The following is a 21166-nucleotide window of genomic DNA, read 5'->3' as shown; positions in this document are numbered from 1 at the left end:
AATGTGATCAATTTTCTTTAAAAAAGATCTCTCCAACCGGTTTAAGGCAAATAATAAGCCTGTTCGTTTTTACTTATACATATATATGTCACATCTTTTTGGTTACATTTCGATCAGCTATTCCATCGAGGCTTATACAAGCGTATAATCTCGCGACTTTTTAAAACGTCCATGAATTCGAGTGAGAACATGACTGATCTAAACAAATACCGAAATATAGGCATCTTCGCCCACGTTGATGCGGGTAAAACCACAACTACTGAGCGTATCCTGAAACTAACAGGTAAGATCCACAAAACTGGTGAAGTACACGAAGGTGCTGCTACTACCGACTTCATGGAACAGGAGCAGGAGCGTGGTATTACTATCCAGTCTGCAGCAACGACCTGTTTCTGGAAGGACCACCGTTTCAACATCATCGATACTCCTGGGCACGTTGACTTCACTGTAGAAGTTTACCGTTCTCTTAAAGTACTTGATGGTGGTGTTGGTGTATTCTGTGGTTCAGGCGGTGTAGAACCTCAGTCTGAAACTAACTGGCGCTACGCGAACGAGTCAGAAGTTGCACGTGTTATCTTCGTCAACAAACTTGACCGTATGGGTGCTGACTTCTACCGCGTTGTAGACCAGATCAAAAACGTACTAGGTGCTAACCCACTTGTATGTACTCTTCCTATCGGTACTGAAGATCAGTTCGTGGGTGTTGTAGACGTTCTGACTAAGAAAGCTTACGTATGGGATGATTCTGGCCAGCCAGAAAACTACGAAATCCAAGACGTTCCTGCTGACATGGTTGACGACGTGGAGATGTACCACGAGCAACTAATCGAAACAGCGGTTGAACAAGACGACGATCTAATGATGGCTTACATGGAAGGCGAAATGCCATCTATCGAAGACATCAAGCGCTGTATCCGTAAAGGTACTATCGCTCTAGACTTCTTCCCAACATTCTGTGGTTCTGCATTCAAGAACAAGGGTGTTCAGCTAGTACTAGACGCAGTGGTTGACTACCTACCAAGCCCAACTGAAGTTGATCCACAGGATCTAACAGACGAAGAAGGTAACGCAACTGGCGAGAAAGCGATCGTATCACCAGACGAGCCTCTACGTGCGCTAGCATTCAAGATCATGGATGACCGCTTCGGTGCTCTAACCTTCGTACGTATCTACTCTGGCGTACTGAACAAAGGTGACACAATCCTTAACTCTGCAACAGGTAAGACTGAGCGTATCGGCCGCATGGTTGAGATGCACGCAGACGAGCGTAACGAACTATCTTCTGCAACGGCGGGTGACATCATCGCGATCGTTGGTATGAAGAACGTACAGACTGGTCACACTCTATGTGATCAGAAGCACCCATGTACTCTTGAAGCCATGGTCTTCCCAGAGCCAGTAATCTCGATCGCTGTTGCACCTAAAGATAAAGGCGGCTCTGAGAAAATGGGTATCGCAATCGGTAAGATGGTTGCAGAAGATCCATCATTCCGCGTTGAAACTGACGAAGATTCAGGCGAAACCATCCTTAAAGGCATGGGTGAGCTTCACCTAGACGTTAAAGTCGACATCCTTAAGCGTACATACGGCGTTGAGCTAAACGTAGGTAAACCACAGGTTGCTTACCGTGAGTCGATCACTATCCCAGTTGAAGATAGCTACACGCACAAGAAACAGTCGGGTGGTTCAGGTCAGTTCGGTAAGATCGACTACCGCATGAAGCCAGGTGAGCCAGGTTCTGGTTTCACATTCAGCTCTTCAGTTGTTGGTGGTAACGTTCCTAAGGAATTCTGGCCAGCTGTTGAGAAAGGCTTCGCGTCTATGATGCAAGAAGGTACGGTTGCAGGCTTCCCAGTTGTGGACGTTGAAATCGAACTGTTCGACGGTGGCTTCCACGCAGTCGACTCTTCTGCTATCGCATTCGAAATCGCAGCGAAAGGCGGCTTCCGTCAATCTATGCCAAAAGCGGGCCCACAGCTTCTTGAGCCTGTGATGAAAGTTGACGTCTTCACTCCTGAAGATCACGTTGGTGATGTTATCGGTGACCTTAACCGTCGTCGCGGCATGATCAAAGACCAGGAAGCTGGCGTAACTGGCGTTCGCATCAAAGCAGACGTACCTCTATCTGAGATGTTCGGCTACATCGGTCACCTACGTACTATGACATCGGGTCGTGGTCAGTTCTCTATGGAGTTCAGCCACTACTCACAGTGTCCAGCTAACGTAGCAGAGACTGTTATCGCTGAAGCGAAAGAGCGTAAAGCGAACAAGTAATTCGCCCAACGCAAAAAACCCCGCCATCGCAAGATGCCGGGGTTTTTTAATGCCCACTTTTCAATTAATCGCGGCCTTTTTAAGACCACTCCAACAAGCGCTGAGTGTTGGAGCTTTATCGCAGATGAAGCGATAAGCTAATTGCATCACCATCACCAAGTGGTACACTATATGGTACACGAATGGAGGGTGTTATGATTACTCTAAACGCAACCGAAGCACGCAAATCTTTCTTCGACATCATTAAACGAACCAATCAACAGCATGAAATCGTTGAGGTTCAACATAAAAACGGCAAGTCCGTAATCATGTCGTCTGAAGAGTATGAAAGCCTACAAGAAACCCTCCACCTCCTATCGCAAGAGGGTTTTGCCAAGGCGTTTAAAGAGGCTGTTGAAGAGGCCAACAGCGGCAAGACGGACAGCTTTGATAATGTTTTCGGTGAGTCATTGTGACCGACAGACGTTACGACATAGAACTAACCAAACAAGCCCAAAAAGACATTAAGAAACTATCACCGAAGCTGAAAGAGAAACTTAAAGACATACTAAGGAACAAGATTGCAGTGGATCCGTTGTCCGGAAAAGCACTGCTAGGCGACTTAGCCGGTTATTACTCGGTAAGACTCACCTTTCAGGACAGAATTGTCTATCGAATCGAAGATGGGCGCTGTGTGGTGATTATTATTCGGGCTAAGACACACTATGGTGATTAGATCGCGGCCTTTTTAAGACCGCTCCAACTGGCGCTGAGTGTTGGAGCTTTATCGAAGATGAAGCGATCGATTAACTCGTCAACAGCGAGCAAAACGGAATAAAGTCGTAACGCTCACCCGCTTTAATCTCAACATCCGCTGGTAAATGCAGCAAACCATCCGCATTCAACGCTGAGGATAGAACGCCTGAACTCTGATTCACCACACGTTGTGCGACACCGGCATGCAGCTCAACACGCATATACTCATCGCGAGACTGTGCAGCTCGAACCACAGACGTTTCAACCGGAATGCGCAACGCCTGCTTGTACTCCGCTCCCTGAAGATGCATCAAACAAGGACGCGCCAGCAACGAGAAGGTCACTAAGGCTGACATTGGGTTACCCGGCAGACCAAAAATAGGGGTCTGCCCTACCCGACCCGCGGCAAAAGGCTTACCCGGACGAATACGAATACGCCACAAGTTAAGGGAACCCAACTCATCGATCGCACTCTTAACATGGTCCTCTTCACCTACTGAGACACCGCCCATAGTCAGAATCGCATCCGCCTGTTCTGAAGCTGCAATCAATGCATCGCGGGTCGCCTGATGATTATCAGCTACCTGCCCCATATCAACCACCTCAAAACCCGCTTGGCGAAGCAGCTCAACCAACATAGGTCGATTAGAGTTGTAGATCTGCCCAGGTTGCAGAGCAACACCGGGCTCTACAAGCTCATCACCCGTCGACAACAGTGCGACTGTTAGGGGCTTAAAGACCTTTACATGTGTAATACCGGTTGAGGCACAGATACCTAGAGCCGGCGCCGTGAGTCGCGCCCCCGCCTCTAAAATCACTTCTCCGGCTGTAATATCCAAACCGGCCGCTCGAACATTCTCGGACGCTTTAGCGGTTTGTAGAATACGCACACCCATGTCACAGGCTTCGGTGTTCTCTTGCATCACCACACAATCCGCACCATCGGGAAGCTCGGCACCGGTAAAGATTCGCGCCGCAGTACTGCTGACTAATGGCGTAGTGACTGCGCCAGCAGGAATGCGTTGTGAAATGGCCAGTTCGGCACCCGCAACCGCATCTTTAGCGGCTAACGCATACCCATCCATCGCGGAGTTCGCTTTAGGCGGTACATTAATCGTAGCGACCACCGATTCTGCTAAAATCCGGCCTGCTGCATCATTCAGAGCGAGAGTCTCTACCTCTGCAATAACAGAGAGCTGATCAAACAGCGCTTGGCGCGCATCATCCAATGGAATCAACGGCTTCATCGCCGACATTACTCTGCCGCCTCGATAGCCAGACGCTGCTCTTTTACCTGCTCAAGCAGCGCCACAAAGTTACATGGGCGGTGACGGTTATCAAGCTGTGACTCAATGATGCTCCAGCCTGTACGGCAAGCACCGGTTGAACCTGGCATACAGACGATCAACGTACCGTTAGCCAGACCGGCAAACACACGTGACTGAATCGTCGAGGTACCGATCTCATCCCAAGAGACCTTGCGGAACATCTCACCAAAGCCTTCGACCTCTTTATCGAATAGCACCTTAAGTGCTTCAGGCGTTGAATCACGCATCGCAAATCCAGTACCACCGGTACTTAACACAACCTGCACTTCAGGATCCGCAATCCAGTGTGAAACCTGTGCACGCAATAGATAGACATCATCGGGTAACAGTGCGCGATCGATCAGGCTATGTCCCGCCTCAACGGCTGCATTCGCTAGAAAGTCACCCGAGGTGTCATTCGACTCGTTACGAGTGTCTGATACGGTCAATACTGCAATATTCAGACTGACAAACTCTTTACCGTTACTGCTCATTGTCTCTCCAAGCTCATACAGAGGGTTAATTTAAGGGATATTATTACGAACTTTACCGGCAGACGCACTGATGCGCATCAACCACCGGTGGCATTCATAAAACGGAGTATTTGCGGTTCGTTCGCTAGATCGAAGTGGTGTTTTTCAGGCTTAAGATCCATAGAGTTGATGATCGCCTGTTCTAGCTTAGCAGCACGTAATTCAGGATCCGCTTCTGAGCGCAACAGATCACGCAGATCCATAGAGTGTTCGTTACCCAAACAGAGCAACAAACGCCCTTCAACAGTGACACGCACACGATTACATTCCGAACAGAAGTTATGCGAGTGCGGCGAGATAAAACCGATGCGCGTATTCGAATCCACCATGCGGTAGTAGGTAGAAGGGCCCGCAGTCTGCTCTTGCGTCTTCTCCAGTGGGTAGACTTGCTCAATTAACTGACGCACATCATCGCTAGAGCAGTAGGCCTCTTCGCGATCATGCTCAGTAATGGCACCTAAGGGCATCTCCTCGATAAAACTGATGTCCATGTCACGATCACGCGCAAAATTGACCAGATCGACCACTTCATCATCATTACGGCCTTTTAAGATCACCGCATTTAACTTAACGCGTTTAAAACCTGCCGTACAAGCCGCATCAATACCGGCAATGACCTGATCAAACTTATCTTTGCGCGTCAGCTCTTTAAAACGATCCGCCTTCAGCGTATCCAAAGAGACGTTGATGCGCTTTACACCGGCTTCAACTAGATCGTTCGCCATGGTCGGTAGTTGCGAGCCATTAGTCGTTAATACCAACTCAATGTCCAACTCACCCAACTTGCGGATCAGCGTCAAAATATCACGACGTACCAATGGCTCACCGCCAGTCAAACGCAGCTTATTGACACCCAGACGCACAAACGCAGCACCCACCTCATAGATCTCCTCCAGAGTCAGCACCTGCTCGCGAGGAAGAAAGGTCATCTCCTCGGCCATGCAGTAGACGCAACGGAAGTCACAACGATCCGTCACCGAGATGCGCACATAGTCGATGTGGCGACCAAACTTATCAATCAGTTTCAAGGGTGTATTCATAGGCTCAAGTATAACGACTCATGTCACAGTTTTTTAGCAAATCTTTGCGAAACTTTACGTTGGAGATCAATGCTTTTGATCAACCAACAAACTATGATTAGTTAACTCTAATCTAACCGCCTTAATAAAAGGACTTCCCATGGATACCAAAGCAAAACTGAGCCACACCAGCGTCGCATTGCACTGGATAGTCGCTCTTCTGATGATCAGTTCAATGATCATTGGCCTGACGCTAGAAGAGATGGAGCGCAGCCCAGAGAAGTTCGACCTACTGAAACTGCACATGACGGCCGGCGCCGTTGTATTTGGTTTTGCCGTATGGCGCTTAATGGTTCGTGTGAAAAACGGATTCCCAGAGTCACTGAGTGATGTCCCACCGAGGCAGAAGAAGATCTCCATCATAGTCATGAGCTTCCTGATTGCAGCGACACTGTTCATGCCTATCTCTGGTGTACTGATGCAGGTTGGCGAAGGTCACGCCGTAATTATCTTTGGAATGGAAGTGATCGCACGCAGCAACACAGAGATCGAATGGTTAGAAAAGCTCGGCCACATCGGACACGGCCTAGGCAGCAAACTACTGATGCTGGCCTTCTTCCTACACGTCGCCGCCAGCTTCAAGCATATGCTGTTTGCAAAAGACGGCACCATGGCTCGTATTTTTGGGAGAAGAGTTTGATGCTTTCAAGCAGGTAGCGCAATTAGAATTGCTAGATATCTAGAATCTACTACTAAGAATCAATCCGCTTTAGGGTCCGATAGAAATTTTCATGGGGCCCAACCATTAATAACTTAAGTGTATTTTCATCTAATACACGGTAGGCCAATAGAGTTAGCATTTTGCCCATATGAAACTTGTAGACCTTGATACCCACAAGATCACCTACCTTAGCACCTCCCAAATCAGGATCAGTAATAATATCCCGAACAGCTTCGTCGAGTATTACTTTTTGTTGAGCTCGCATTTTTTTAACCGCGCGCTCAAATGTCGGCGTGACAAGAACCCGCATCAGCCGAACTGGTACTCATTAACAGCCTCTTCCTGATCAGCGATCAAGATTTCGCGAATAACACTAAAAGGAAGATCCGGATTTTCAGCTGCGATTTTCCCAATATGAGACCAGTATTCAATCTGCTTGGGAACAGAGCGATGCTCTATCGAACCGTAGTGACGAGCAGTGTCGACTAATTCTTCAGGCAGTTTAACGTTAATAGACATAGCAACCTCCACTAGTTAATGATCATAATAGACCAAAAAGTACCATAAGGTAACCTATTCAAAATCTCTTAACTATATCAGTTCACCGTCTTTTAAAAGGTAAACATCGAACCTAGCGCCTAAAATGACCTAAACTTTTCGAGAGGTAATCCGTTCTCTTCAATGAATGCATTGGAAGACAGTAGGAAGTCTTTATTCTCTTGAAGCCAAAGCTTACGTAACTTAATCTTAACAGCTTGGTGGATACTGGCTTCAGCTGAATTCTCGACTTGATCCTTCAGCCAAGCATCATTCTGAGAGGTGAGGGAAATACTTTGACGGATCATAACCTTTATCTATACATAGCACGGTAACTGTATAGCCTCCATCAAACGGAACGAACCGGATAATCTTTAATCAGGCTTTCGGTAGGTATCTTGAGTCCAGCATGCAATTTGCGAATCATAGGTAAAGTCAGCTTTCTTTTATAATTAAGAATTTCAGAGACTCGACCAGACCGTCCTATATATTTCACTAAGTCTTTATCTTGAAGACCAAATTGCTCCATTCTAAAACGAATAGCCTCAATTGGATCTGGCAAATCAATTGGATAATGGGACGCTTCATACTGCTCAACCAGCAGCGCTAACACCTCTAACTCGTCACCTTCTGGTGTGTTTTTCGAAGCATCCATCAACTGATCGATTCGCTCTAGTGCGACATCATAGTCACTTTCATTTTTAATTGGTTTAATCATTAGATAACCTCCACATCAATTAGATCATACTGTTTGTGAGTTCCTATGAAACGAACAAAAACAATTTTATGGTCAAAGTTGATTCTCACAACCAAACGATAACTATTACCTTTGATGTTAAATACAACGCGATTGTTTTTAACCACACTCGCATTTCGAAATTGAGCTTTTAGCTCCTTTGGGTTTGACCAATCAGCTTTCAACACCTCTTCATGCCATGCTTCCAATACACCTTTAGCGTCAAAATATTGAGGTTCTGATTCCCAAAACTCACGTAGTGTTCTCTTTGATATTATTCGCATGCCACTGCCGATCACCTAGACTCCCGTTATGGGAGGTGTGCAAATCGATGTCAATGGCAACCACTATCCCGAATTCAATTTCAAATGCTTATAGCAGTATAAATTCAAATGCCGATAAGCCGTCATTATCGTATTGGAAGGGTAATAAAAATCAGTAACTTAACCGGGTTCGTTTTGTCACTTTTTGTTATTTTTGTGCTCGCGCGGTTTATGGCTTCAGCCTGACACCCGATCTTTTTACAGCCACTCATCTACATCCTGGCCGCCTAAAATAGCCATTATTTCGACTTGTGAAGAGTTAATACGAAAATATATGGTATCCGACTTGTATACACAGCGACGGTAGCCTATTCGGATATGATCAACAGCCGGGTACTGCTCAGGACGCTCAGCTATCTTTTCAAAGCACTCAAAGAATCCCCAAAAGTAGCAATCAGCCTGCTCTTCTCCGAACTGCTCGAAACCGTATTGGTATATTCGCTGCAGATCCAGCTTAGCCTGATAGGAGATTTTATAGTTAGACACTTAGCGGCCTAAACTAGCTTTAAACTCAGCCAACATAGACTCAGACGACTGCTCTATAAAACCACTTTGCTCCGCAGCTTGAAGCTTCCTGTTTATCATTTCGGCCCGACGCGCCCTACGAATAAGATCATTAACGAGCTCACTTTTACTAGCATAGTCGCCAATATTCTCGACATGATCTTTAAGCCAGGCATCATTTTGAGCAGTAAGGGAAATACTTTGGCGAGTCATTAGCTGTACCTCTGATCTTTAAATGACTTAATGGTGCAATAATGCACCAGAGGTGTGCAAAATACAACAAAACTATCAGCTGCAAAAAGAGGCCACACCCGATAGGACAATATTAATTAAGTTGCCAATAAGGCGTCGTTTCATAAGTCGCAAAAACGGCCATAAGCAGCCGCTTAATTTGGGAGGCTTGCTACAACATTTTTGAGCCGGGCTTTTACGTAACCTATAGTTTTTCTAGAAATTAGCTCAGTAATGGTAACGACACGAGATGATTGTTATTGCATCGTCATCAATTACGTAAACAAGCCTATTCGTATCAATCACATCTCGTGCTGTAGTTTTAACAGCACGGTACTGTGCAATTGAGCGGTTTAGATGAGCTGCATTGCTTGGTGAGCGAAGTAAATGGACGGTTTCCATGAGGCTATTGTAATACTCCAAAGACATAACGACTGCGTCTTCGGCATCTCGGCGTGTAATAACTGTTGTATCAGCATCGTTGACTACGTCATCCAAAACGGTTTTTAAGCCATTTCTTGCTTCAGTAAAAGATACAATTCTCATAAGAACCTCTTCATGCACATCCAATAGCACAAATAGATTCGCCATTAACCTACATGTACAGTGACTTGAACATGACGTCTTTTTAGTAGCGACCAGTTTTGTACAGGAGCACTTAAGCAACTAACGCTAGCCCCAGAAAATATCTGTTCTCATTAATTCTGGAGGTAACGCAGATAAATGCAGCAGCTAAACTAATCCAAGTATTGCTCCAACACTTTGTCCGCACCAATTAGTGGTAAAAGCCGCAATAGAACTTGCTCAACTACCTCCGCATCGGACTGGATAATAAACTTGGCTTTACGTTGTTCCCAAGCAAGGGTTTGCACCAGGCTGGATGCGACAACAGATGGTTTGTCTAGATTATTAACAGGCACCTCGGTAGAAGCACCACGAATACTAGTGCTTACAGGACAGCAAATAAGCAAGCCTGTTTGCTGATTATATGCTTTGGATGACAGAACTAGAGCTGGGCGATATTTACCGATCTCTTTACCCTTTACTGGCTCAAAATCTAACCAAATTATCTCACCACGTGAGGGGACGTAAGAACTAGGCATCACTCGCCCAATTCCGAAAGCATTGGTGATACCAACTCATCAGCATGTGCAGTATAAGAGTCTAACCCCTCAAGCAAGGACTCTTCAGTAAACGGCAACTTTAATCTTTTTGCTGTTTTTTTAGGCTCAATGACAATTCGGCCATCAGATAACTCAATGTTGATCGATGAGTTTATCGAAAGCCCCAAGTCCGACATAAACGTGGATGGGATTCTAATTGCGGCACTATTACCCCATTTATTTATTTGTGATTCCATATCAACGCCTACAGTTTATTCAATGTATATACAGTAACACACAAATCACCCGTGTCAACTTTGTATATACGCATGATAAGAAGCGATTATCGTACACAAAAAAGCGGCCATAATCAGCCGCTTAAAGTTTTTAGGAGGGAATTGCCCTAAGGGCAAACTCCGACAAAGAAGTTACGCTAATTTCGCTTTACGACTCCTAACAGCCGAACGAATAAGAACAAACATCACACCAACCATACCGCCCAAAACGACTGCCAAAGCAACGATCAATTTCTTCTTAGGCTTAATAGGGCTCAGCGGCGCTATAGCTTCGAGGTCGATTAATGCTGGTTGAACTTTATCTGGATTTAATTCAATAGCCCTTAATCGCTCCAATCTTTGATTTAAGTCGGCCAATCCAGGAATCAAATCATCACTTTTTCCACGAGCTTCTAACGCAGCAACTTCAGCTTCTAGAGCTTCTGAACCAAGTCGATAAAGCCTTCTCATTTCATCAACCATCAGGTTTTCATTCTGCCCACCAAATCGATCTGTATCTTCGGGCTTTTTGAGACCGATCATCTCAGCCACGAACAAAGCTTCTTTCAGTTTTGCCAATTCAGATGCCAATTGATCAGAATATGTATTCTTCTTGCTTTGAATATCGGTCTCGATTTTTTCAATAGCCTGATTCAAGCGAGCCGAAAAATCCTCTACAAGCCCCGAAACTGTTTTGTCTATCGCTAAAGCGACAAAACGATTCGCCATACCAGCAGCTTGATCAGCATCTGGTAACTGAACCTTCACTGAAGAGTAGGCCACATTTTTGGCTGGTTTAGATAGCACTATAGACTCGTTATAACCTTTCCAAAACTGAGACTCAGGTAACCCTTCAGGATTAAATACTTCTAAAACACCTTGCTGATCTAAAAACTCTTTCTTAAGAGAACTACTCTCAAGTACTTGATTAAACTGATCAAAAACAGCGTTAGCGTTAGCGTTAGCGTTAGCGTTAAATTTATTTAACTCCTCTACATTACGACTTGAAGGCGGCAGTAATCGAACTTCTGCCTCATAAGTTGGAGTAGCCATAAACGCATACCCTGCTCCACCTAGAGCAGCAACAAACGTAATGAGGATAATTAAAACCTTCTCTTTCCATAGAGTTTCTATCAACTCAAAGAGATCAATCTCATCATCTTGGTAAGCAGGTTTTAACTCTTCAGACACTCTGAATTCCTTAAAAGGCTAATATGATTTTAATAATGTTAACTTTGACGATTAGTGTAACAAATAACTGAAGTATTTCATTCAAGCGTCGAGGGAGAGCGCTTAAGAAGCTTCTGAACTTTCCAAGCTCGAAGTAGCATCAAAGTATATATTCCGAATACAACTATGAATGCAGGGAAGCTAAGAGCAGGCACGTAAGCCTCAAGTACTAATCCTATGATTAGTAACAGTGATGCAACGGAAATTAAAAAAATCAAAGCTCCAAAGGAAGAGAATCCAGCACGCATTAGAATATGATGGAGATGATTCCTGTCAGGCTTAAATGGTGAATCCCCTTTCATGATTCGACGAGACATAACACCAACGGTATCAATCAGAGGAATAGCGATACACCAGAGCGCACTGGTGGGAGTAATTTTTACTGAGCCAGACTGAGACTGGTGTATCAACGTCCACACGATTACAAAGCCGATGAACAAACTTCCAGCATCACCCATAAAGACTTTGAATCTTGCCCCACCCCAAATATTGAGAATCAGGTAAGGAATTAATGCGGCTCCCAAAGCAACAATGTAGCCATAGTCTCTGTAGGTACCTAGCTGACTTTGAAAAACTAGAATTCCAGCAATGGCAACTAATGCCAAAGACCCTGCTAGGCCATCAATACCATCAACGAGATTAAAAGCATTAGTCACACCCACCACAGCCAAAACTGTAATCGGTATGGATAGATATCCTAGGCTAATCTCAGGCATACCAAACAAAGAACCTAGAGATTCGATTTTCAAATCAGTCATCCACACCATCAACAATGCACACACGACCTGAATAAAAACACGGATCCGAACACCAATCGGCCGGTAGTCGTCAATAACACCAACTAAAAACAAAATTGAACCTGTAGCTAACAGAGGTAAGACTTTTTGGCTTAAGGACGGTGAAAAAATTGCATAGGCCACTACTGTTACAAAAATAGCAATCCCGCCTATGAGCGGAACTGAACCAGAGTGAAGCTTCCGCTCAGAAGGCTTGTCAACCAAGCCAATCGCAACAGCAAAAGGACGAAGCACTAGTAGGCTAGCGAACGCAACAGAAATACTAATAAGAATAATAGGTAAAACCGACATTAAATCCATGTGATTCGCTGATCCTGATCCTGATCCTGATCCTGATCCTGATGAAGTTTCAATATTGAGACTATTATAGATTATAAACTTTAGATGACAAAGCAGTTAAACCGACTATTGATATTCTAGGCGATCAAGCGCAAATGAAATATTAAGACAAATATCTAAAAACAAAAGGCAATTGAGAAGCTTTAACCAACACTTATCGCATCCTACCCTGCCTAAACGGGGTCCGACCTCCGGTCTGACCCCACTTTTAACCCTTTCTACTTAATTTTGCATAACCGTAAAAAGACGAATTTTCGGACACGTTAAAAAACCTTGGTGTCAGGCCTTCAGCCTGACACCCGCCCTCACAGCAGTTCGTTTTGCAAAAACACCAATAAATAAGAATAAGAATCATTCATTGGCAATAGCGAATCAACCTAAAAGCCCCGTAAACACAATGTGTTGACGCCCAAATTCTGCAACAGAAATAACATTGACCACCCATTTGCATTTGGCATACTGATTAAATATCAACCAAATTGAGTAGGCGATACATGACAAACAAAGGCGGCCCAAAAACAAGGGAAGGAAAATCAATTAGTAGCAAAAATGCTATCAAGCACGGAATCACCTCCAAAAAACTTCTCTCAGACGAAGAAAGCTCAAAACTTACCCGCATCTTAAAATCTCTAACTGAAGAACACACCCCTCAGGGAGAAACTGAGGAGATACTTATTAAAGACTTGGCAATGATCAGAATAAGACTTGATCGATTTGATCAGGTAGAAACATCTCTATTTGTCATCGAACAAAATAAGCAAAGCGCACTCGACTCTATTCTTGATTCTGAAAAAATTCATCTTCGTGACAAAAAGTCAGAATTTATAAAGAAAATAGAAGCTGATAAAACATTTTCTGAGGATTTCACTGATCAGGAAAGAGACTGGTGCCTTAAGGCCACTAGATTAACAAATGAAGATCAGCCCCTTTCAGATGAAGCATTGGAATTCTTAAGAGATAGCATCAGAAGAGACTGCCAACTTCACAAAACAGACCCGTTAGGAGTCATTGAGATTACTCAAAATCAGTCAAGCTACTCAAGCCGAAGAACAAGCGGGCATTATAGTAGACCTGAAAATGAACATGAGATTGAAGAACGGAATCAATTTATTGAGTCTGAGATAATGAGCCTTACAAAATACAGGCTAGAAAGCTATTTACATAGCAAACTATCTAGAGAAGCATTTCTTCAAGAGTTAGATGAAATGCTTTTCCAAATAAAATCAGCAGTCGAATTATACCGTGATGCAGCTCTGCCACCTCAAGGGGAAATGGATAGAATCTATCGTTACAAAAACAATCTGGAGAAACAATTCTCAACTAAACTTAGCCAGCTAATTCAGCTCCAAGATATAAAAGCTAAAAAAGCACGCATAAAAGCAATACAAAACTGAGATAGCATAATTTGTAGGAGCGCATTGAGGCGAAAGCCTCAAGCCGTGATCTCATTTCAGATGCAACATAACCCCAGGATTCGCAACAGGATCTCCAATAAACTCTACACCAGCTTCTTCAAACACTGATTTGATTCTCAGTAGCGTTGCTGTGCTACCAGCAGGGATACCTTCCTGTGGCTCATAACGACGAAGCGTCTTCAAACTAACATCACATTTAGCAGCTAAATCTTCACCACTCCACCCAAGAAGTGCACGTGCAGCACGAATTTGACTTGAACTTATCACTATTAGAGACTATACTGACCTTTAAAGAGACATTTAGAGGTATCACCCCATGATAGAAGAAATACTAGCATCATTCGACGGAGCTTTCGCGGAAAATACTATTCGCGCATACAGAGCTGACTTCAACCACTACGAAAAATGGTGCGAACCACACAACTTAGAACCTATCCCCGCAAACGCAGAAAACCTAGCTCTATACGTAGAAGAAATGTCTGAAAACTACAAAAGCGCAACCATAAGACGACGTTTAAACTCACTCAGCTCCATCTTCCACCTATCGCGCAATCCAAACCCTACACGCGATCCAGAAGTACTATTAGCCCTAAAACGAATGCACAGAAAAATCGGTCGTGCACAAAAACAAGCATCACCACTAACACGTGAATACTTAGATCTAATGATGAAGAAATGCGACAACTCCGTTATCGGCCTGCGCAACAAGGTCCTGCTCCAACTAGGCTACGAAAGCATGCGCCGTAGAAGCGAGATCTGTCAATTCAGATTCGAAGACCTAAAGAAAATGCCCAACAACAAATACGCACTGCTATTACGCCAATCAAAAACAGACCAATTAGGCAATGGACGACTAATACCTATATCAGACAAATTGGCCAACTTGATAATTAAATGGCAAAGCCGAATCGATATTAGCAAAGGAGTGGTTCTAAGAAGCATCCGTAAAAACGGCACCGTAAACGGCCCACTCTCACCTGCAGCATTGTCTAACATCCTAGTCGACCTGCAATACAGATCTCGACTTCGTCATCTACCCCATTTCAGTGGGCACTCATTCAGAGTAGGCTCAGCCTTAGATCTGTTAGAGAGAGGCGTACCATTAGAAAAGATTATGCTACGTGGTGGCTGGTCATCAAAATCTACCGCACTAAAGTACCTAGCAAGCTGGGTAGGAAGTGACTTAGATGTATTTGAAGAATCTAATTTATGAATCTACCGGCAGAGTTACTTACAGCAACTGACAGAAGGATATTCGTAAAAAAATTAAAGATAGACATTTTAGCAAGATATTCAAATCTGACTCAGCCTAAGGTACCTCTTGAGTGGAAAGTCAAATATTAAACAGAGTAACCTTCTGGATTCAGCAACTGCCAGCGCCAAGTATCCTGCATCATCTCATCCAGACCACGCTCGGCAACCCAGCCCAGCTCTTCTCTTGCTTTAGAAGGATCAGCCCAGCACTCAGGAATATCGCCAGCCCTACGCGGTGCAATTCTATAGGGAACAGCTTGACCTGAGGCATGCTCAAATGCTTCGATTATCTGGAATACAGAGAACCCCTTACCCGTGCCCAGATTCCAGATATTTACGCCACTAAGTGAATTAAGTGCATTCAAAGCCTTCGAATGCCCTTCAGCCAAATCAACAACATGTATATAATCACGGACCCCCGTACCATCGAACGTCGGATAATCATCCCCAAAAACCAAAAGTTCACTACGTTTACCAATCGCCACCTGGCTGATATAAGGCATTAAATTATTCGGGACCCCATTAGGGGATTCACCAATCATGCCGCTTTGATGTGCTCCTACTGGGTTAAAATAGCGTAACAAAGCTAATCGCCAACGCTTGTCTGAGCGCCCTAAATCAGCCAATAACTCTTCTACAAACAACTTTGAGCGACCATATGGATTTGTTGGTATACCTGTCGGACAGCTCTCGGAAATCGGATTAATCATAGGCACACCATACACTGTCGCAGAAGAGCTAAACACAAGAGTAAAGATCCCTGCGGCGGCCATCTCCTGACATAGTATGACTGTTCCAGAAACATTGTTATCGAAATAACTTAAAGGATCGGCAACACTCTGAGCGACAGATTTAAGACCAGCGAAGTGCATCACTGCCGTAATAGGGTATTCGGCGAAAATGCGTTTCAACAGAGACCCGTCGCGAATATCACCTTCAATAACTTCAATATGTTTCCCCGTGATAGCTGACGCACGCTCAAGCGCAACTATCGATGAGTTGGAAAAATTATCAAGAACTAGTATTTGATAGTTTTGATTGAGCAAACTAATAACAGTATGAGAACCAATATAACCGGCACCTCCGGTAACTAAAATCATTCGCTTTTTCACTGAACTCATAAAAACCTTTAAAACTAGGAAAAATTTAATATTTTAAAAACATTAATCGAAAAAAATCAACTAAGTATAGACTTCCATTTGGAAGTAACACTTTTAATTGAATATTTTTCCAATGTATTAGCACATGAAACGAAATCAAAATCATCTGCACTAGTCAAATCAAGCATAGCATCAGAATATACATCTAAAGCGCGAGCCCCAAAAACATCGACGATGCCATAATTACGACGAGTTAGATCACTTCCAACGTTCGTACCCTCATCAAAGATTTCGTAACAAGAAGGGGAGAAAGCAGAAGTAAGTACCTTTACACCACCAGCAAGCGCCTCAAGAAAAACCAGAGGAAACCCTTCTACTTTGGATGCCAAAACAAGCAAATGCGAATCATCAAAAACTTTTTGGATGTTAGAAACATAACCACAAAATTCAATATTACTCGATACATCTAAATTACGGGCTAGAGATTTAAGTCGGTCCATTTCAAAACCCTCACCACATATTTTCAGACGAAGATTTCCACCCTTAGCAAGATACATACAGTAAGCATTTATAATGAAGTCTACATTTTTCTCGGCAGAAAGCCTCCCTGCAAAAACAATATAATTATTAGATTTTTTTCTAACACCAAACACCTCATTCCAATCAAAAGGATTAGGAATTGTCATGATAACAGGGCCAGACACACCCAACATATACCTATTTTCAAAGAATTCTCGCTGAGTGTTAGTCAAAAAAACAACGACGTCTAAAAAACGAAAAAAATAAATAAAAATATTGAAAAAAAATCTTTTAGAAAATGATAGAGAGGAAGTATAAGATTCTAAATCCGTATGCACATAACCAAAAATTTTGAATTCGCCCCCGAAAAAACGCACTAAGAGACAAAATAAAATAGAATCAAAATGCATTGCAACGACATCACCGCTTAATACATTTCGATAATTTTTAATTATTGAAATTAATGAAAAAATTCGTAAGAAAGAATTTATTCCTAAAAAACTGATGTTATAGCCTTCAAAATTTTTAAGAGCCAACTCATCAATGTTATTATTACTTAAAACTAAAACTTCCACATCTTTAGAAAAGCACTCGATATGTAAACGGGTAGCTTTAGTTACACCACCTTGGTTGATACTCGGCAAAACAACATACATGCTAAAAAAGGCCTTCGACTACAAAATTAATTTTGGGAAGCTGAACAAGATCGTCAAATCTATGCGCCTTAGATACTATATAATCACGATTCCACTTTTTTTCAGCTGCACTTTCAATTGCATACGAGAACGACTCAACAGAGAAATCAGTGACAAGAAGACCGTTATAGTCATCTATAATTTCTCTTGGGCCGAAATCGCAATCCGATGAAACTAAAACCAAACCATTTGAAATCGCTTCAATCAAAACATTAGGAAACCCTTCGTAACTAGAAGCTAATAAGAAGAAACTGTGGCTCTTATAATGGACTGAAGAATCATTTGTCCACGGTTCTATAAACACGCGCCCATTACTCTCGATTCTATCTATTACCTCATAAATCCGAGCTAATGTATTTCTATCCTCTACCATATCTTCACGAAAACCAACAAGAGTTAGTACACTCTTATGCAAATTTGCGATCAAAAAAGCCTCAACTAAAGACTCAAGTCTTTTCTGTTGACTAAAGCGACCAACATAAAGAAACTTTTTATTGCTTTTAAGCTTCAGCGGAGCACTTACAAAAGACTTACTATCTAAAGAATTATATATAACGTGAATATTAGAGGGTAATAGACCCCAGGAGTTAACCAAATCAGATTTCATACCTTCACATTGAGCAATGACAAAATCAGCACGCGAAATCATATCGCGGAAAATAAATTTAAAAAAAAGAGATCGATTAATTAGAAGGGCCGAAATATTGTTAATACACCTAAAACCAACTTTAAATCCTTTAAAAAATAAAAATTTACGGATTAAAACCATAAAAAAGGCAACTTTGTGATCGGAGCAAAATACGATATCACAACGCGAAGAAAATAAAACTTTCAAAAAAACAGAAAACCAGCTAAGTCCCGAGGATACTGCGATATTAGGTGATATAAAACTCTCCAAATCGCTATACTCTTGAGAAAAAACTAGCAGCTCAACATCATGCTGAGTAGCAAGCTGATTTATTAATTTGATAGTATTTTTTTCAGCCCCACCTTTTCTTAACCAAGGCATTATCGCTAGAATTTTCATTACCACCTCGCATTACTAGAATAAAAATCCATATTAAAGGAAACGCAAACTGCAATTTCGTTAACAACAAAACAAATACATAACCAATTCTATCAAGTTTTCTACTAAGAAATAACGGGTAAAAAACAAAAAGGAGAATCAAAAATGAGGCCACTCCGAATTTTATAAATAAATAAAATAAAATTCCGTTATCAGCAGGAGATGCAAGCTGACGATTAACTACACTTGTGCATTCACCTACAGCACCGCAAGCAGCTTCCGAACCAGAAATAAGTGTTTTTTCAATTCCAAATAAACCACTACCAAAAACCAAGAGAGATTCATCACGATTTAATACAAAGTCTATCAAATTAAAACGTATACTTGACGTTGAGGAAGCTTTCTCAGACTGTACTTGATATATTTCTGTTTGAGGAATTAACGCAATAGACACTACTAAAAAAACAAGAATAGATAACAAACTCTTAATCTTAAGAAATTTATGAAGATTTGCAAAAAACAAATGGAGGAGAAGAATCAATATTGAAAGTGTCGAAAGAGTAAGAGCTATTGACAGAAAAGCCAGTTTTAAGTACTTATCTAAACCTCCATTATATTTGGGATTGAATTTTATAATTAAGATCAAGCAATAAATCGACGCTGCATACGTTGAAGGTTCAACAAATAAACCTGTACATCGATATAAAGATGATATTGAAGCTAAACCATAAAATCTAAACCGTGATGCCTCACCTGTAAAAGGGAGAACAAAGTCGATATAGTAACCCAAAAAGTAGGCAAATATAAATTGGATGTAGAAAACCACAATATGAAAAATCAAAACAAGGAAACATGATTTTAAAAAGCTAGAAGGAGAATTTCTTATTGCCACAGCATATACGTACAACAGAAATATTAAAATAAAATATTTTATAAAATTATTTAAGAAGGCCTCATTAAATTCAGGCGCAGACTTATATTCAGGAATACCAATCTGAAATAACAATCCCTCAACAACTACAAATACTGCTGAAATATAGAACCAAACAAAACTTGGCAGATAAAAATTGTCAAAACGGAATTTTAAATATGCAAGAAAGCAGAAAGCAAAAAACAAAGCTAAAGGGATTGTAATCCCACTATGATTTGATAATGTTGCAAAAAACAATGAACCAGTCAAAAACATCATAACAATTTAGCCGGTATACCACCAACACAGCTATTGTTTGGTATATCTTTAGTAACAACAGCACCGGCGGCAACTATACAATTGTTACCTATACAGACACCCGGCAATATAATCACTCCCGCACCAATCCAACAGTTATCACCAATTGTAACGGGTAAAAGTATTTTTCTTGCTTTGCCTATAATTTCTTCTTTTGAAGCGTGGTTCATTGTCGCTATTGTAACATTAGGGCCTAATCGTGTGCCTTGGCCGATTCTAACAGTACCACTACAATCGATAATATTATTTCTACCAACTCCAGAATTACTACCTATATAAAAATTATGTGGACGGTAGATTTCTACATTTTCCTTAATCGTTATCCGTGATCCTTTGCTACCAAAAAACAAACCTAAGACCGAGCCCCTGGTGAAATGTCCCACTCTACCAGGTAAAAATAAAAGGACCCATTGTAAGAATGACCAAATCTCTTCTTTAAACACACGTAAAAATTTTAAATAATTCATCTTAAGTATTTATACGCAAACTTAGTAACGGCTTCTGGTGAAATTCTAAGCACCAGAATTGAAAAGGCTGCTAATAAATTACGAAACGAATAAAGCCTTAACTTCCGCATAGCATAAAATCTTAAATAAAAATCATTTTTAGCTTTTTTGAACCCTCTTCTTTTATGAAAATCTTTACTAATTCGAAATTGTAACAGCGGCTCTGCAACATTTCCAAATAACATACCTTGAAACGCCATATCAACCCACAGCTTATAATCCTGTGTATTTTTTAAAGATTCGTCATATTTTATTCCGGAATCAAATACTTCACGTCGAAATAATACTGTAGGATGATTAAAAGGGCACCTGACAACAATATTTTTCTTAAGATCATCATCGTAAATTACAGATTTTTTTGAATGCCGAACTCCTGTTTCCAAACAAAATTCAACCACACTAGACCCTATTACATCAAGCTCATTTTGCAATATATAATTCAATTGTTTTTGCAGTCGATCTGGCATTGATATATCATCCGCATCCATTCTTGCAATAAACCTCACATCAGGATCTAACAAAACCTTTTTTATTAAAAAATTCAAGCGAGCTGCTAGTCCACAGCATTCTTCAAAATAAAAGACATTCACATTTTCTTTTATTGATAACCCTTCAACATACTCCATTAATGTATCGCTTACAGGCCCATCAACAGCAATAAATAAATCAAAATTCTCATATGTCTGATTAAGAATACTATCAACACTTTCCCTCAGCCATTCAAGTTTATCATTCTTATAAACAGACATTACAACTGATATTTTATTCATTTAATACTC

General features: G+C 41.8%; 28 protein-coding genes. 6 read left to right on the top strand and 22 right to left on the bottom strand.

Annotation, left to right across the window (positions count from 1 at the left end; translation table 11 throughout):
• Positions 1 to 189 precede the first annotated feature (189 nt).
• The 3 genes from fusA (at position 190) to XMG48_RS01555 (ending at position 2989) form a co-directional block, all read left to right on the top strand.
• Positions 190 to 2274 (top strand): elongation factor G, encoded by a 2085-nt coding sequence (gene fusA / locus XMG48_RS01565; RefSeq protein WP_173480305.1) that lies wholly within the window; start codon positions 190 to 192, stop codon positions 2272 to 2274.
• Between the two features lie 194 nt (positions 2275 to 2468).
• The gene (locus XMG48_RS01560; protein ID WP_173480304.1) at positions 2469 to 2729 is read left to right on the top strand and encodes a type II toxin-antitoxin system Phd/YefM family antitoxin; all 261 of its coding nucleotides are present in this window, start codon (positions 2469 to 2471) and stop codon (positions 2727 to 2729) included.
• Positions 2726 to 2989: a type II toxin-antitoxin system RelE/ParE family toxin gene (locus tag XMG48_RS01555; protein ID WP_173480303.1), complete on the top strand. Its 264-nt coding sequence runs from the start codon at positions 2726 to 2728 to the stop codon at positions 2987 to 2989. Before XMG48_RS01560 ends, XMG48_RS01555 begins: the two co-directional genes overlap by 4 nt.
• Positions 2990 to 3059: 70 nt before the next feature.
• Here XMG48_RS01555 and glp read toward each other — a convergent pair whose 3' ends face one another.
• The 3 genes from glp to moaA all read right to left on the bottom strand — a co-directional run bounded on the left by glp (position 3060) and on the right by moaA (position 5889).
• Positions 3060 to 4265 (bottom strand): gephyrin-like molybdotransferase Glp, encoded by a 1206-nt coding sequence (gene glp / locus XMG48_RS01550; RefSeq protein ID WP_173480302.1) that lies wholly within the window; start codon positions 4263 to 4265, stop codon positions 3060 to 3062.
• Entirely contained in the window at positions 4265 to 4810 is a 546-nt protein-coding gene (moaB, locus tag XMG48_RS01545) for a molybdenum cofactor biosynthesis protein B (RefSeq protein ID WP_173480301.1), read from the bottom strand. The genes glp and moaB overlap by 1 nt, the downstream gene beginning before the upstream one ends.
• 77 nt (positions 4811 to 4887) lie before the next feature.
• Positions 4888 to 5889 carry a GTP 3',8-cyclase MoaA gene (moaA, locus tag XMG48_RS01540; RefSeq protein ID WP_173480300.1) on the bottom strand — a complete coding sequence of 334 codons (1002 nt, stop codon included), beginning with the start codon at positions 5887 to 5889 and terminating at the stop codon, positions 4888 to 4890.
• A 139-nt stretch (positions 5890 to 6028) separates the two neighbouring features.
• On the opposite strand from moaA, the gene XMG48_RS01535 reads away from it, so the two are divergent.
• A complete protein-coding gene (locus tag XMG48_RS01535) occupies positions 6029 to 6568 on the top strand; it encodes a cytochrome b (protein WP_173480299.1) in 540 nt (179 codons plus the stop codon).
• Between the two features lie 52 nt (positions 6569 to 6620).
• Here XMG48_RS01535 and XMG48_RS01530 read toward each other — a convergent pair whose 3' ends face one another.
• The 12 genes from XMG48_RS01530 to wecA all read right to left on the bottom strand — a co-directional run bounded on the left by XMG48_RS01530 (position 6621) and on the right by wecA (position 12625).
• Positions 6621 to 6899, bottom strand: coding sequence for a type II toxin-antitoxin system RelE/ParE family toxin (locus XMG48_RS01530; protein WP_173480298.1), 279 nt, complete (start codon positions 6897 to 6899; stop codon positions 6621 to 6623).
• On the bottom strand, positions 6899 to 7108 hold the full coding sequence (locus tag XMG48_RS01525) for a hypothetical protein (RefSeq protein ID WP_173480297.1): 210 nt from the start codon (positions 7106 to 7108) through the stop codon (positions 6899 to 6901). The genes XMG48_RS01530 and XMG48_RS01525 overlap by 1 nt, the downstream gene beginning before the upstream one ends.
• Positions 7109 to 7227: 119 nt before the next feature.
• Positions 7228 to 7434: a type II toxin-antitoxin system CcdA family antitoxin gene (locus XMG48_RS12150; protein WP_173480296.1), complete on the bottom strand. Its 207-nt coding sequence runs from the start codon at positions 7432 to 7434 to the stop codon at positions 7228 to 7230.
• A gap of 41 nt (positions 7435 to 7475) precedes the next feature.
• Positions 7476 to 7844, bottom strand: coding sequence for a type II toxin-antitoxin system HigA family antitoxin (locus tag XMG48_RS01515; RefSeq protein ID WP_173480295.1), 369 nt, complete (start codon positions 7842 to 7844; stop codon positions 7476 to 7478).
• The gene (locus XMG48_RS01510; protein WP_173480746.1) at positions 7844 to 8146 is read right to left on the bottom strand and encodes a type II toxin-antitoxin system HigB family toxin; all 303 of its coding nucleotides are present in this window, start codon (positions 8144 to 8146) and stop codon (positions 7844 to 7846) included. The genes XMG48_RS01515 and XMG48_RS01510 overlap by 1 nt, the downstream gene beginning before the upstream one ends.
• 237 nt (positions 8147 to 8383) lie before the next feature.
• On the bottom strand, positions 8384 to 8671 hold the full coding sequence (locus XMG48_RS01505) for a type II toxin-antitoxin system RelE/ParE family toxin (RefSeq protein ID WP_173480294.1): 288 nt from the start codon (positions 8669 to 8671) through the stop codon (positions 8384 to 8386).
• Positions 8672 to 8902 (bottom strand): CopG family transcriptional regulator, encoded by a 231-nt coding sequence (locus XMG48_RS01500; RefSeq protein WP_173480293.1) that lies wholly within the window; start codon positions 8900 to 8902, stop codon positions 8672 to 8674. It lies immediately after the preceding gene.
• Between the two features lie 246 nt (positions 8903 to 9148).
• Positions 9149 to 9466 carry a type II toxin-antitoxin system prevent-host-death family antitoxin gene (locus XMG48_RS01495; protein ID WP_173480292.1) on the bottom strand — a complete coding sequence of 106 codons (318 nt, stop codon included), beginning with the start codon at positions 9464 to 9466 and terminating at the stop codon, positions 9149 to 9151.
• 191 nt (positions 9467 to 9657) lie between these two features.
• On the bottom strand, positions 9658 to 10023 hold the full coding sequence (locus tag XMG48_RS01490; protein WP_173480745.1) for a type II toxin-antitoxin system PemK/MazF family toxin: 366 nt from the start codon (positions 10021 to 10023) through the stop codon (positions 9658 to 9660).
• Positions 10023 to 10280 carry an AbrB/MazE/SpoVT family DNA-binding domain-containing protein gene (locus XMG48_RS01485; protein WP_173480291.1) on the bottom strand — a complete coding sequence of 86 codons (258 nt, stop codon included), beginning with the start codon at positions 10278 to 10280 and terminating at the stop codon, positions 10023 to 10025. Before XMG48_RS01485 ends, XMG48_RS01490 begins: the two co-directional genes overlap by 1 nt.
• A gap of 171 nt (positions 10281 to 10451) precedes the next feature.
• The gene (locus XMG48_RS12145) at positions 10452 to 11489 is read right to left on the bottom strand and encodes a Wzz/FepE/Etk N-terminal domain-containing protein (protein WP_173480290.1); all 1038 of its coding nucleotides are present in this window, start codon (positions 11487 to 11489) and stop codon (positions 10452 to 10454) included.
• 77 nt (positions 11490 to 11566) lie between these two features.
• Positions 11567 to 12625, bottom strand: a complete 1059-nt coding sequence (wecA, locus tag XMG48_RS01475; protein WP_173480289.1) for a UDP-N-acetylglucosamine--undecaprenyl-phosphate N-acetylglucosaminephosphotransferase — start codon at positions 12623 to 12625, stop codon at positions 11567 to 11569.
• Positions 12626 to 13158: 533 nt separating this feature from the next.
• Between wecA and XMG48_RS01470 the strand changes: the two genes are divergently transcribed.
• A complete protein-coding gene (locus XMG48_RS01470) occupies positions 13159 to 14058 on the top strand; it encodes a hypothetical protein (protein ID WP_173480288.1) in 900 nt (299 codons plus the stop codon).
• A 51-nt stretch (positions 14059 to 14109) separates the two neighbouring features.
• On the opposite strand, the gene XMG48_RS01465 is transcribed toward XMG48_RS01470, so the two are convergent.
• Complete coding sequence (locus tag XMG48_RS01465; protein ID WP_173480287.1) at positions 14110 to 14346, bottom strand: helix-turn-helix domain-containing protein; 237 nt, start codon at positions 14344 to 14346, stop codon at positions 14110 to 14112.
• Positions 14347 to 14395: 49 nt separating this feature from the next.
• Between XMG48_RS01465 and XMG48_RS01460 the strand changes: the two genes are divergently transcribed.
• Complete coding sequence (locus XMG48_RS01460) at positions 14396 to 15292, top strand: tyrosine-type recombinase/integrase (RefSeq protein WP_173480286.1); 897 nt, start codon at positions 14396 to 14398, stop codon at positions 15290 to 15292.
• A 127-nt stretch (positions 15293 to 15419) separates the two neighbouring features.
• Here the strand turns inward: XMG48_RS01460 and galE are convergent, their stop codons facing one another.
• Genes galE through XMG48_RS01430 form a run of 6 tightly spaced genes read right to left on the bottom strand, consistent with a single transcriptional unit; the run spans position 15420 to position 21157 of the window.
• Positions 15420 to 16454: a UDP-glucose 4-epimerase GalE gene (gene galE, locus XMG48_RS01455; protein WP_217363796.1), complete on the bottom strand. Its 1035-nt coding sequence runs from the start codon at positions 16452 to 16454 to the stop codon at positions 15420 to 15422.
• Between the two features lie 56 nt (positions 16455 to 16510).
• Positions 16511 to 17608, bottom strand: a complete 1098-nt coding sequence (locus XMG48_RS01450) for a glycosyltransferase (RefSeq protein WP_173480285.1) — start codon at positions 17606 to 17608, stop codon at positions 16511 to 16513.
• A 1-nt stretch (position 17609) separates the two neighbouring features.
• Positions 17610 to 18674 carry a glycosyltransferase gene (locus XMG48_RS01445; protein ID WP_173480284.1) on the bottom strand — a complete coding sequence of 355 codons (1065 nt, stop codon included), beginning with the start codon at positions 18672 to 18674 and terminating at the stop codon, positions 17610 to 17612.
• Positions 18628 to 19842, bottom strand: a complete 1215-nt coding sequence (locus XMG48_RS01440) for a hypothetical protein (RefSeq protein ID WP_173480283.1) — start codon at positions 19840 to 19842, stop codon at positions 18628 to 18630. Before XMG48_RS01440 ends, XMG48_RS01445 begins: the two co-directional genes overlap by 47 nt.
• Positions 19839 to 20348, bottom strand: a complete 510-nt coding sequence (locus XMG48_RS12120) for a DapH/DapD/GlmU-related protein (RefSeq protein WP_173480282.1) — start codon at positions 20346 to 20348, stop codon at positions 19839 to 19841. The genes XMG48_RS01440 and XMG48_RS12120 overlap by 4 nt, the downstream gene beginning before the upstream one ends.
• The gene (locus XMG48_RS01430; protein WP_173480281.1) at positions 20345 to 21157 is read right to left on the bottom strand and encodes a glycosyltransferase; all 813 of its coding nucleotides are present in this window, start codon (positions 21155 to 21157) and stop codon (positions 20345 to 20347) included. The genes XMG48_RS12120 and XMG48_RS01430 overlap by 4 nt, the downstream gene beginning before the upstream one ends.
• Positions 21158 to 21166: the final 9 nt, after the last annotated feature.

This window comes from Marinobacterium sp. xm-g-48 (assembly GCF_013282925.1).
Lineage (GTDB): Bacteria > Pseudomonadota > Gammaproteobacteria > Pseudomonadales > Balneatricaceae > Marinobacterium_E.
The sequence above is the reverse complement of the archived record's forward strand: the minus strand, read 5'-3'. Positions and strand labels throughout refer to the sequence as shown.

Excerpts from the sequence above, each read along its gene's own strand:
- XMG48_RS01445 (WP_173480284.1), bottom strand. The coding sequence starts at position 18,674 with ATGAAAATTCTAGCGATAATGCCTTGGTTAAGAAAAGGTGGGGCTGAA.
- XMG48_RS01490 (WP_173480745.1), bottom strand. The coding sequence starts at position 10,023 with ATGCCTAGTTCTTACGTCCCCTCACGTGGTGAGATAATTTGGTTAGAT.
- galE (WP_217363796.1), bottom strand. The coding sequence starts at position 16,454 with ATGAGTTCAGTGAAAAAGCGAATGATTTTAGTTACCGGAGGTGCCGGT.
- moaA (WP_173480300.1), bottom strand. The coding sequence starts at position 5,889 with ATGAATACACCCTTGAAACTGATTGATAAGTTTGGTCGCCACATCGAC.
- XMG48_RS01450 (WP_173480285.1), bottom strand. The coding sequence starts at position 17,608 with ATGTATGTTGTTTTGCCGAGTATCAACCAAGGTGGTGTAACTAAAGCT.
- XMG48_RS01530 (WP_173480298.1), bottom strand. The coding sequence starts at position 6,899 with ATGCGGGTTCTTGTCACGCCGACATTTGAGCGCGCGGTTAAAAAAATG.
- XMG48_RS01500 (WP_173480293.1), bottom strand. The coding sequence starts at position 8,902 with ATGACTCGCCAAAGTATTTCCCTTACTGCTCAAAATGATGCCTGGCTT.
- glp (WP_173480302.1), bottom strand. The coding sequence starts at position 4,265 with ATGTCGGCGATGAAGCCGTTGATTCCATTGGATGATGCGCGCCAAGCG.
- XMG48_RS01470 (WP_173480288.1), top strand. The coding sequence starts at position 13,159 with ATGACAAACAAAGGCGGCCCAAAAACAAGGGAAGGAAAATCAATTAGT.
- XMG48_RS01525 (WP_173480297.1), bottom strand. The coding sequence starts at position 7,108 with ATGTCTATTAACGTTAAACTGCCTGAAGAATTAGTCGACACTGCTCGT.
- wecA (WP_173480289.1), bottom strand. The coding sequence starts at position 12,625 with ATGGATTTAATGTCGGTTTTACCTATTATTCTTATTAGTATTTCTGTT.
- XMG48_RS01560 (WP_173480304.1), top strand. The coding sequence starts at position 2,469 with ATGATTACTCTAAACGCAACCGAAGCACGCAAATCTTTCTTCGACATC.
- XMG48_RS01460 (WP_173480286.1), top strand. The coding sequence starts at position 14,396 with ATGATAGAAGAAATACTAGCATCATTCGACGGAGCTTTCGCGGAAAAT.
- XMG48_RS01510 (WP_173480746.1), bottom strand. The coding sequence starts at position 8,146 with ATGCGAATAATATCAAAGAGAACACTACGTGAGTTTTGGGAATCAGAA.
- XMG48_RS01515 (WP_173480295.1), bottom strand. The coding sequence starts at position 7,844 with ATGATTAAACCAATTAAAAATGAAAGTGACTATGATGTCGCACTAGAG.
- moaB (WP_173480301.1), bottom strand. The coding sequence starts at position 4,810 with ATGAGCAGTAACGGTAAAGAGTTTGTCAGTCTGAATATTGCAGTATTG.
- XMG48_RS01535 (WP_173480299.1), top strand. The coding sequence starts at position 6,029 with ATGGATACCAAAGCAAAACTGAGCCACACCAGCGTCGCATTGCACTGG.
- XMG48_RS01495 (WP_173480292.1), bottom strand. The coding sequence starts at position 9,466 with ATGAGAATTGTATCTTTTACTGAAGCAAGAAATGGCTTAAAAACCGTT.
- XMG48_RS12150 (WP_173480296.1), bottom strand. The coding sequence starts at position 7,434 with ATGATCCGTCAAAGTATTTCCCTCACCTCTCAGAATGATGCTTGGCTG.
- XMG48_RS01485 (WP_173480291.1), bottom strand. The coding sequence starts at position 10,280 with ATGGAATCACAAATAAATAAATGGGGTAATAGTGCCGCAATTAGAATC.
- XMG48_RS01440 (WP_173480283.1), bottom strand. The coding sequence starts at position 19,842 with ATGATGTTTTTGACTGGTTCATTGTTTTTTGCAACATTATCAAATCAT.
- XMG48_RS01430 (WP_173480281.1), bottom strand. The coding sequence starts at position 21,157 with ATGAATAAAATATCAGTTGTAATGTCTGTTTATAAGAATGATAAACTT.
- fusA (WP_173480305.1), top strand. The coding sequence starts at position 190 with ATGACTGATCTAAACAAATACCGAAATATAGGCATCTTCGCCCACGTT.
- XMG48_RS12120 (WP_173480282.1), bottom strand. The coding sequence starts at position 20,348 with ATGAATTATTTAAAATTTTTACGTGTGTTTAAAGAAGAGATTTGGTCA.